We start from the raw sequence: 10,518 nt of genomic DNA on the forward strand, positions 1-10,518 counted from the left end.
CCCCGGCCCACCCCGCCCCGCGCGGCCGGACCCGACTCCTACCCTGCCCGCTGCCCGCTGCCCGCTGCCCGCTGCCCGCTGCCCCTGAGGCCGGGCCCGACCACCCCCACCCCCACGCCAAAAACCCCACCCCCCGCCCGGGGAAGGGAGGGAAGTGGGGTTCTCGGTTCACGATGGTGAGCCCGTACCCGCGTGGCGAACGCAGGCCGCGTACAGGCTCGGGGGTGCCGGACGGGAGCGGATGAGAGAGGGCCCGCTCTGGGTCCTTCCGGCGGTCAGATCAAGAAAAAGGTGTCAGCCGTTGAGGCCCGCGACCTTGGAAGCAAGCGCCGACTTCTTGTTGGCGGCCTGGTTCTTGTGGATGACGCCCTTCGAGACGGCCTTGTCGAGCGCACGCGACGCGGCGCGCTGGTACTCGGTGGCCTTCTCGACGTCACCCGCGGCAGCGGCCTCGCGGGCCTTGCGGATCGCGGTCTTGAGGGAGGACTTGACAGCCTTGTTGCGCTGACGGGCCTTCTCGTTGGTCTTGATCCGCTTGATCTGGGACTTGATGTTCGCCACGAATGAGCCTTTTCAGGTTCTGGCACGGGCCGATGAGGACCCGTGCCGATGATTTCTTGAGGTGCGCCTCGCGCTGAGAGGGCATGAGGCACAGCCACCCAGGTTACCAGCGGCTCGGCGTACGGCCCAAACCGGTGCCCGGTCGCCGCGCGTGGGACCATGGAGGCTACGTATCGATCCGACCCGAGGCACAAGGCGCCTCAAGAGACAGGACCCTGCGTGCCCGCGACCCCTAACAATGTGCCCGAGCCGAGCCGTACCGACCCGGCTCAGATCCGTAATTTCTGCATCATCGCGCACATCGACCACGGCAAGTCCACGCTCGCCGACCGCATGCTCCAGCTGACCGGTGTGGTCGACCAGCGGCAGATGCGTGCTCAGTACCTCGACCGGATGGACATCGAGCGCGAGCGCGGCATCACGATCAAGTCCCAGGCGGTGCGTCTGCCGTGGGCCCCGACCCACGAGCCGGGCAACACGCACATCCTCAACATGATCGACACGCCGGGGCACGTCGACTTCACCTACGAGGTCTCGCGGTCGCTCGCCGCCTGCGAGGGGACCGTCCTGCTGGTCGACGCGGCCCAGGGCATCGAGGCGCAGACCCTCGCCAACCTCTACCTGGCGATGGAGAACGACCTCACGATCATCCCCGTGCTGAACAAGATCGACCTGCCGGCCGCGCAGCCCGAGAAGTTCGCCGAGGAGCTCGCCAACCTGGTCGGATGCGAGCCGGACGACGTGCTGCGGGTCTCGGCGAAGACCGGCCTCGGCGTCGACGCGCTGCTCGACAAGGTGGTCCGGGACATCCCGGCCCCGGTCGGCGTCAAGGACGCGCCCGCCCGCGCGATGATCTTCGACTCGGTCTACGACTCCTACCGCGGCGTGGTGACGTACGTCCGTGTCATCGACGGTCAGCTCAACAAGCGTGAGCGGATCAGGATGATGTCGACGGGCGCCACCCACGAGCTGCTGGAGATCGGCACCAACTCGCCCGAGATGCTCGGGGCCGACGGCCTCGGCGTCGGCGAGGTGGGCTACCTGATCACCGGCGTGAAGGACGTCCGCCAGTCGAAGGTCGGCGACACCGTCACCAGCCAGGTCAAGGGCGCCACCGAGGCGCTCGGCGGCTACAAGGACCCGAAGCCGATGGTCTTCTCCGGTCTGTATCCGCTGGACGGCTCCGACTACCCCGAGCTGCGCGAGGCGCTGGATAAGCTCCAGCTCAACGACGCCGCCCTGGTCTACGAGCCGGAGACCTCCGCGGCGCTCGGCTTCGGCTTCCGCGTCGGCTTCCTCGGCCTGCTCCACCTCGACGTGATCCGCGAGCGGCTGGAGCGCGAGTTCGGCCTGGACCTGATCGCCACCGCGCCCAACGTGGTCTACCGCGTGGTGATGGAGGACCGTACCGAGCACGTCGTCACCAACCCGAGTGAATTCCCCGAGGGGAAGATCGCCGAGGTGTACGAGCCGGTCGTGCGCGCCACCATCCTGGCGCCGACCGAGTTCATCGGCTCGATCATGGAGCTGTGCCAGACCCGGCGCGGCACCCTGCTCGGCATGGACTACCTCTCCGAGGACCGCGTCGAGATCCGCTACACGCTGCCGCTCGCCGAGATCGTGTTCGACTTCTTCGACCAGCTGAAGTCGAAGACGCGCGGCTACGCCTCGCTGGACTACGAGCCCACCGGCGAGCAGACCTCCAGCCTGGTCAAGGTCGACATCCTGCTGCACGGCGACAAGGTGGACGCCTTCTCGGCGATCACCCACAAGGACGCCGCGTACGCGTACGGCGTCCGGCTCGTCGCCAAGCTGCGCGAGCTGATCCCGCGGCAGGCGTTCGAGGTGCCCATCCAGGCCGCCATCGGCTCCCGGGTGATCGCCCGCGAGACCATCCGCGCCATCCGCAAGGACGTCCTCGCCAAGTGCTACGGCGGTGACATCTCCCGTAAGCGGAAGCTGCTGGAGAAGCAGAAGGAAGGCAAGAAGCGGATGAAGATGGTGGGTTCCGTGGAGGTTCCGCAGGAGGCGTTCATCGCCGTCCTGTCCAGCGACGACTCCGCGGGAGCGGGCAAGGGCAAGAAGTGACCCCGCGTTACCGCCAGTAAGCGTGTGGTGCACCGGCAAAACGGGTGCAAGAGGGGCCCGCCGTGCGAAAGCGCGGCGGGCCCCTGCGCATGGAGGCGGTCGCTCTCTGTAGGAAGTGACAGGCCGCAGCCTCTTACGCGGGGGCCGGTCGCGCCTTACCCTGATCTCTGCCCGATAGTTACTCGCGAGTTAAACAACGGTTCGCCGCATGGCCGGACGGTGACTCGCGGGAGCCCACCAGCCGCACTGAGCCAGCCGCACCGTCGCGGGCCCCGGAGGATGTCGTGAGCGACACACAGACCCTGATCGAGAACCGTCCGCCGTCCGTGGCGGGCCTCTTCCTGGAGCGCGTGGCGGCCACGCCGGACGCCGAGGCCTACCGCTTCCCGGTACGGCCCGCCTCCGGCGAGGGCCCCGACGACTGGGCCTCGCTCAGCTGGGGACAGGCGGCGGACCGGGTGTACGCGATCGCGGCCGGGCTCATCGAACTGGGCGTCGAGCCGGAGCAGCGCGTGGCGCTCGCCTCCTCGACCCGCGTCGAGTGGATCCTCGCCGACCTGGGCATCCTGTGCGCCGGGGCGGCCACGACCACCGTCTACCCGCAGACCAACGCGGAGGAGTCGGCGTTCATCCTGTCCGACTCCGAGAGCAAGGTGCTCATCGCCGAGGACGCCGCCCAGCTCGCCAAGGCGGTCGAGCGCCGCTCCGAGCTGCCCGCCCTCACCCATGTCGTGGTGATCGACGCGGCCGGCGTGGAGTCCTCCGACTGGGTGCTCACCCTCGCCGAGCTGGAGCAGCGCGGCGCCGCCTACCTGGAGAAGCACCCCGAGCTGATCAAGGAGCGGGTCGGTGCGATCACCTCCGGCCAGCTCGCCACCCTCATCTACACCTCCGGCACCACCGGCCGCCCCAAGGGCGTACGCCTGCCGCACGACAACTGGTCGTACATGGCGAAGGCGATCGCCGCGACCGGGCTGGTCGGCCCGGACGACGTGCAGTACCTCTGGCTGCCGCTCGCGCACGTCTTCGGCAAGGTGCTCACCTCGGGACAGATCGAGGTCGGGCACGTGACCGCCGTGGACGGCCGCGTCGACAAGATCATCGAAAATCTGCCGGTGGTCCAGCCGACCTACATGGCCGCCGTGCCGCGCATCTTCGAGAAGGTCTACAACGGCGTCGCGGCCAAGGCCCGCGCGGGCGGCGGGGCCAAGTACAAGATCTTCCAGTGGGCCGCCGAGGTCGCCCGCGAGTACGCGAAGGTCACCCAGGACAACTTCCAGCGCACCGGCAACCGGAGCGCGCCGTTCGCCCTCGCCGCCAAGCACAAGGTCGCCGACGGCCTGGTCTACGCCAAGATCCGCGAGGCGTTCGGCGGCCGGCTGCGCGCCTGCGTGTCCGGCAGCGCCGCGCTCGCCCCGGAGATCGGCTACTTCTTCGCCGGCGCCGGCATCCACATCCTGGAGGGCTACGGCCTCACCGAGTCCTCCGCGGCCTCCTTCGTCAACCCGGGCGAGGCCTACCGCACCGGCACCGTCGGCAAGCCGCTGCCCGGCACCGAGGTGCGCATCGCGGACGACGGCGAGATCCTGCTGCGCGGCCCCGGCATCATGGAGGGCTACCACGGGCTGCCGGAGAAGACCGCCGAGGTGCTGGAGGCGGACGGCTGGTTCCACACCGGCGACATCGGCGAGCTGTCCGCCGACGGCTATCTGCGCATCACCGACCGCAAGAAGGACCTGATCAAGACGTCGGGCGGCAAGTACATCGCGCCGGCCGAGGTCGAGGGCCAGTTCAAGGCGGTCTGCCCGTACGTCTCCAACATCCTGGTGCACGGCGCCGACCGGAACTTCTGCACCGCGCTCATCGCGCTCGACGAGCCGGCCCTGCTCGACTGGGCGAAGGACAACGGCCTGGAGGGCCTGTCCTACGCCGAGGTCGTGGCCGCCCCCGCGACGGTCCAGCTCATCGAGGGCTACGTCACCCAGCTCAACCAGGGTCTCCAGCGCTGGCAGACGATCAAGAAGTTCCGGCTGCTGCCGCGCGACCTCGACGTGGAGCACGGCGAGATCACCCCGAGCCTGAAGCTGAAGCGGCCGGTGGTGGAGCGGGAGTACAAGCACCTGATCGACGAGATGTACGCGGGGACGCGCGAGTCCTGACCGTGTGGCTCACCGCCGGTTCCGCCATGGGGTCGGCGGTTGCCGGGTGTCGTTGTCGTCCGCGGGTGCGTGGGGCTCGTTCGCGCAGTTCCCCGCGCCCCTAAAAGAAACAGGGGCGCCTCAGTGGGCGTGTCCGAAGGGGTGCTGGTCGTCTCCCCGGCCCCGGCGTATCGCCTCCGTCAGATGTTGCAGGGCGTGGAGGCGGGTGCGGGCCTCGGGGAGGTCCGGGTGGTCGTGGGCGAGCAGCTTCTCCAGCTCCGCCAGGCGGTCGCCTACCTCGCCCGCGTGCCGCTGCTCGCGGGCGAGCGCCCGGCGCAGCTGCTGGGAGGTGCGGTGCAGGTCCAGGAAGACGGTGACCTTGGACCGCAGCACCCAGGGGTCGAACGGCTTGGTGAGGTAGTCGGCCGCCCCGGTGGCGTAGCCCCGGAAGGCATAGCCGGCGTCCGCGTCCGCGCCGGTCAGGAAGATGATCGGGACGTCCTTGGTCTGGTCGAGCCGCTTGATGTTCGCGGCGGTCTCGAAGCCGTCCATGCCCGGCATCCGGATGTCCAGCAGCACCACGGCGAACCGCTGCCGCAGCAGCGCCTTCATCGCCTCCTCGCCCGAACGGGCGCGCACCAGCGGCTCGTTGAGTGAGCCCAGGACGGCCTCCAGCGCGATGAGGTTGTCCTCCATGTCGTCCACCAGGAGGATGCTCGCGCACTCGCCGGTCGTCGCGTCAGCGGTCATGGTGACGGCTCCTCACTCGGCCTGGTCCTCCTCGACGGCCTCCCCGGCCCCCTGCGGGTCCAGGAGCCCGCACACGACGGTCAGCAGCCGGTCCACGTCCACCGGCTTGGGCACGTAGTCGTTGGCGCCGCGCGCGATCGACTTCTCCCGGTCGCCCGGCATCGCCTTGGCGGTCAGCGCGACGATCGGCAGCCCCGCCCAGCGCGGGGTGCGGCGGACCGCCGCGATGGTCTCGTAGCCGTCCATCTCCGGCATCATGATGTCCATCAGGACCAGTTCGACGTCCGGGTTGCGCTCCAGCGTCTCGATGCCCTCGCGGCCGTTCTCCGCGTACAGCACCGGCATCCCGACCCGGCCCAGCACATGCGTGAGGGCGAAGACGTTGCGGATGTCGTCGTCCACGATCAGCACCCGCCGCCCCGGCAGCACCCGCCCGGCCCGGCCGGAGCGCCACGCCTCCAGCTTGGCGGGCGCGGGCCAGGAGTCGTCCACCTCGGCGGGCGCCGGCAGCGGCTCGGCGGCCGTCTGCGCGGGCAGCGCCACCACGCCGGTACGGCCCTGCGGCGCGGCTCCGGGCGCCGTGTGCCCCGGGCTCGCGACGGGGACGTAGAGCGTGAAGGTGGAGCCCGTGCCGGGCTCGCTCTCGGCGACGATACGGCCGCCCAGCAGCCCCGCGATCTCCCGGCTGATGGACAGGCCGAGGCCGGTGCCGCCGTACTTGCGGTTGGTGGTGCCGTCGGCCTGCTGGAACGCCTCGAAGATGACGGGGAGTTTCTCCGCGGCGATCCCGATGCCGGTGTCGGAGACGGCGAAGGCGATCACCTCGTCGCCCTCGTGCAGGAGATGCCGGTCGGGGTCGGTGACCCGGCCGACCCGCAGCTCCACCCGGCCCGACGCGGTGAACTTGATCGCGTTGGAGAGCAGGTTGCGCAGGATCTGCTGGAGGCGCTGCTCGTCCGAGAACATCTCGCGCGGCACGTCCTCGCCGACCGCCACCTCGAAGGCGAGCCCGCGGTCCAGGGTGAGCGGGCGGAAGGTGGCGTGGACGTAGTCGAGCAGCTTGATCAGCGGCAGCCGCTTCGGGCGCACGTCCATCCGGCCCGCCTCGATCTTGGACAGGTCGAGGATGTCGTTGATCAGCTGGAGCAGGTCCGAGCCCGAGCGGTGGATCGTCGTCGCGAACTGCACCTCCTGGTCGGAGAGATGCCCGTCCGGGTTGTCCGACAGCATCCGCGCGAGGATCAGCAGCGAGTTCAGCGGGGTGCGCAGCTCGTGCGACATGTTCGCCAGGAACTCCGACTTGTACTGCGAGGACGTGGCCAGCAGGGCCGCCTTCTCCTCCAGTTCGGCGTTGGAGCGCTGCAACTCCGCCTGCTGCTTCTGGAGTTCGTCGGAGCGCTCCTGCAACTGCCGGGCCAGCCGCTGGGACTCGCCCAGCAGCGACTCCGTGCGGGAGTTGGCGATGATCGTGTTGATCGCGACGCCGATGGTGTTCACGAACTGGTCGAAGAACGCCAGATGCACATCGGAGAACCGGGAGAACGAGGCCAGTTCGACGATGCCGAGCAGCGTGTCCTCGAACAGGATCGGAATGATGACGATCGTCGTCGGAGCCGCCTCGCCCAGACCGCTGTTGATCCTGATGTAGTCGGCCGGCGCCTCCTCGACGAGGATGCGGTTCTTCTCCCGGGCCGCCTGCCGCACCAGCCCGTGCACGGGCAGGCCGCCGGTCTCCACCGTCGCGCCCTGCGCCGCGCCGTAGCCCGCGATGAACGCGAGGCCCTTGGCGGGCACCGGGGTGGGCAGCGTGGTGTCGTCCCCGTCCGGGTCGGCCAGATAGAAGGCGCCGTACTGCGCGTTCACCAGCGGGGTCAGCTCGCGCAGGATCAGGTCGGCGACCTCCATCAGGTCCCGGTGGCCCTGCATCAGCGCGGCGAGGCGCGCGAGGTTGGATTCCAGCCAGTCCTTCGCGCGCGTGGTCTCGCGCAGATTGGCCACCATCAGGTTCACGTTGTCCTTCAGTTCCGCGACCTCGCCGCGCGCCTCCACCGTGATCGGGCGGGACATGTCGCCCTGCGCCACCGCCGAGGCGACCTCCGCGATCGCGCGGACCTGGGTGGTGAGGTTGGAGGCGAGCTCGTTCACGTTGGTCGTCAGCCGCTTCCAGGTGCCGTAGACCCCCTCCACCCGTGCCTGGCCGCCGAGTTGGCCCTCGCTGCCGACCTCCCGGGCCACCCGGGTGACCTCGGAGGAGAACGAGGAGAGGGTGTCCACCATCGTGTTGATGGTGGTCTTCAGCTCCAGGATCTCGCCGCGCGCGTCCACGTCGATCTTCTTCGACAGATCGCCCTGGGCCACCGCCGTGGCGACCTGGGCGATGTTGCGCACCTGCCCGGTCAGGTTGTCCGCCATGTAGTTGACGTTGTCGGTCAGATCCCGCCACACCCCGGACACGCCCAGCACCTGGGCGCGGCCGCCGAGCCGGCCGTCGGTGCCGACCTCGCGGGCGACCCGGGTCACCTCGTCGGCGAACGCGCGCAGCTGCTCCACCATCGTGTTGACGGTGTCCTTCAGCTCCAGGATCTCGCCGCGCGCGTCGACGGTGATCTTCTTGGACAGGTTGCCGTTGGCGACGGCCGTGGTGACCTGGGCGATGTTGCGGACCTGCGAGGTCAGGTTCAGCGCCATGAAGTTGACGTTGTCCGTCAGCTCCTTCCACACCCCCGAGACGCCCCGGACCTGCGCCTGGCCGCCGAGGTTGCCCTCGGTGCCGACCTCGCGGGCCACGCGGGTGACCTCGTCGGCGAAGGCGGAGAGCTGGTCGACCATCGTGTTGATCGTCGACTTCAGCTCCAGGATCTCGCCCTTCGCCTCCACCGTGATCTTCTTGCCGAGGTCGCCCTGCGCCACCGCCGTGGACACCAGGGCGATGTTGCGGACCTGCGAGGTCAGGTTGTCCGCCATGAAGTTGACGTTGTCCGTGAGGTCCTTCCAGACCCCGGAGACGCCCCGCACCTGGGCCCGGCCGCCGAGGTTGCCCTCGGTGCCGACCTCGCGGGCCACGCGGGTGACCTCGTCGGCGAAGGCGGAGAGCTGGTCGACCATCGTGTTGATCGTCGACTTCAGCTCCAGGATCTCGCCCTGCGCGTCCACGGTGATCTTCTGGCTGAGATCCCCGTTGGCGACGGCCGTGGTGACCTGGGCGATGTTGCGGACCTGCGAGGTCAGGTTCGACGCCATGAAGTTGACGTTGTCGGTCAGGTCCTTCCAGACCCCGGAGACACCGCGCACCTGCGCCCGGCCGCCCAGCTGCCCCTCGGTGCCGACCTCGCGGGCCACGCGGGTGACCTCGTCGGCGAAGGCGGAGAGCTGGTCCACCATCGTGTTCACGGTCAGCTTCAGCTCCAGCAGCTCGCCGGTGGCCTCCACCGTGACGGTGCGGGTCAGGTCGCCGCGGGCCACCGCCGTGGTCACCAGGGCGATGTCGCGCACCTGCGCGGTCAGCCGGGCCGCCATGGTGTTGACCGCCTCGGTCACGTCCCGCCAACTCCCGGACAGACCGCGCGCCTTGGCGTGCCCGCCGAGCCGTCCCTCGGTGCCGACCTCGCGCGCCACCCGGGTGACCTCCCCGGTGAACAGTGAGAGCTGGTCGACCATCGTGTTCACCGCCCGGCCGAGCCGCCGCAGGTCGCCCCGCAACTGGCGGCTGCCGTCGTGCAGATCGACGCGCTGGGTCAGATCGCCGCCGGCCACCGCGTCCAGCACCCGCGCCGCGTTCGCCGCCGGCGCGACCAGGGCGTCCAGCATGTGGTTGACGTCGTCGACCCGCGTCGTCCAGCCGCCGAGGCCCGGACTGGCCGCGAGCCGCTCGTCGAGCCGGCCGTAGCGCACCAGCTCGCGCTTGACCCGCCGGGTCTCCGTGTCGAAGTGCACGCTGCGGTCGATGATCTGGTTGAAGACGGCGGTCAGTTCGGCGACGATCCCCTCGCCCGCCTCCGGCAGCCTGCTGAAGCTCCCGTCGCGGGCGGCGGTCATCACGGCGAGCAGAGGACGCAGTTCCGATGCTCGCAGTCGTTCCTCGAACCGGTCTTCTTCGAGCACAGGCGTACCACGGTTCTCACTCATGACGGCCCACTTCGGTAACTCGGTGCTTATGGGCGGAGCCAGTCTGTCACCCTGTCCGCATCGGCCGAGGTGTATTCGCGCGAACTGCCCGGGAGCTTCCATGGGGCCCATTCCGACGCAACGGGAAAGCGCATCCCGTCCCTCCGACGTGCCGTCGCACGACGGCGCGCGGGGGTGCGCGGAGGTGCGCGCGACCCTGCCCGGAAGCCCCCTCGCGCCCGGTTCGGCCCGCGGTCTGGTCCGCGAGGAGCTGGCCCGCTGGTGCGGACGCGAGGTGCCCGGCGCCGAGCGGGTGACCGACCGGCTGCGCGAGGACGCGATGGTCGTCGTCAGCGAACTGGTCACCAACGCGGTGGTGCACGCGGGCACCGACGTGCACCTGCTGTGCCGGCTGGAGGAGTCGGGCTCGCTCGTCGTCGAGGTCGGCGACCAGCACCCGGCCCGCGCCCCGCGGGAGCACGCCGGGGACACACCGTGCGAGACCCCGGAGTACGGCCGCGGACTGCGGATCGTCGCCACGCTCGCCGAGTGCTGGGGCGTCACGTACCGGCGCGGGGCGAAGACGGTGTGGGCACGGCTGCCGGCGGAGCCGCCGGCCGCGGAGGTACGGGGCGGGGATGCGCCGGCCGAGGGCGTGTTGGCTGGTGGCGTCCTCGGCGGCGACGTCCTCGGCGGTGACCTGCCGGTCGGTGGCGTCCTCGGCGGTGACGCGTCGGCCGGTGACCTCCTGGCCGGGGTGGACGCCCTCGGGCTCGGGGTGGCGGAGTTCCTGGCACCCGAGGAGGAGCCGCCGCAGTCCGCGGCTCCGTCCCCCCAGCCCCAGTCCCAGCCCCAGCCCTCCCTCCCCGCCCAGCTC

At 70.1% G+C, this 10,518-nt stretch carries 6 protein-coding genes; 3 read left to right on the top strand and 3 right to left on the bottom strand.

What is annotated here, in order from left to right:
• Nucleotides 1-294: 294 nt before the first annotated feature.
• Nucleotides 295-561, bottom strand: coding sequence for a 30S ribosomal protein S20 (gene rpsT / locus WN71_RS27775; RefSeq protein ID WP_046581744.1), 267 nt, complete (start codon nt 559-561; stop codon nt 295-297).
• A gap of 219 nt (nt 562-780) precedes the next feature.
• On the opposite strand from rpsT, the gene lepA reads away from it, so the two are divergent.
• Together lepA and WN71_RS27785 are read left to right on the top strand one after the other, a co-directional pair.
• Complete coding sequence (gene lepA / locus WN71_RS27780) at nt 781-2,649, top strand: translation elongation factor 4 (RefSeq protein ID WP_046581745.1); 1,869 nt, start codon at nt 781-783, stop codon at nt 2,647-2,649.
• A gap of 284 nt (nt 2,650-2,933) precedes the next feature.
• The gene (locus WN71_RS27785) at nt 2,934-4,808 is read left to right on the top strand and encodes an AMP-dependent synthetase/ligase (protein WP_046581747.1); all 1,875 of its coding nucleotides are present in this window, start codon (nt 2,934-2,936) and stop codon (nt 4,806-4,808) included.
• 120 nt (nt 4,809-4,928) lie between these two features.
• Here WN71_RS27785 and WN71_RS27790 read toward each other — a convergent pair whose 3' ends face one another.
• Entirely contained in the window at nt 4,929-5,537 is a 609-nt protein-coding gene (locus WN71_RS27790; RefSeq protein ID WP_046581749.1) for a response regulator, read from the bottom strand.
• A gap of 12 nt (nt 5,538-5,549) precedes the next feature.
• The gene (locus WN71_RS27795; protein WP_206300158.1) at nt 5,550-9,662 is read right to left on the bottom strand and encodes a HAMP domain-containing protein; all 4,113 of its coding nucleotides are present in this window, start codon (nt 9,660-9,662) and stop codon (nt 5,550-5,552) included.
• Nucleotides 9,663-9,846: 184 nt separating this feature from the next.
• Here WN71_RS27795 and WN71_RS27800 point away from each other — a divergent pair.
• Nucleotides 9,847-10,518 (top strand): ATP-binding protein (locus WN71_RS27800; protein ID WP_420856534.1); only part of this gene is annotated, 672 nt, incomplete at its 3' end.

Origin of the sequence: Streptomyces mangrovisoli, assembly GCF_000974985.2 — a bacterium.
Taxonomy (GTDB): domain Bacteria; phylum Actinomycetota; class Actinomycetes; order Streptomycetales; family Streptomycetaceae; genus Streptomyces; species Streptomyces mangrovisoli.

Excerpts from the sequence above, each read along its gene's own strand:
- WN71_RS27790 (WP_046581749.1), bottom strand. The coding sequence starts at position 5,537 with ATGACCGCTGACGCGACGACCGGCGAGTGCGCGAGCATCCTCCTGGTG.
- WN71_RS27795 (WP_206300158.1), bottom strand. The coding sequence starts at position 9,662 with ATGAGTGAGAACCGTGGTACGCCTGTGCTCGAAGAAGACCGGTTCGAG.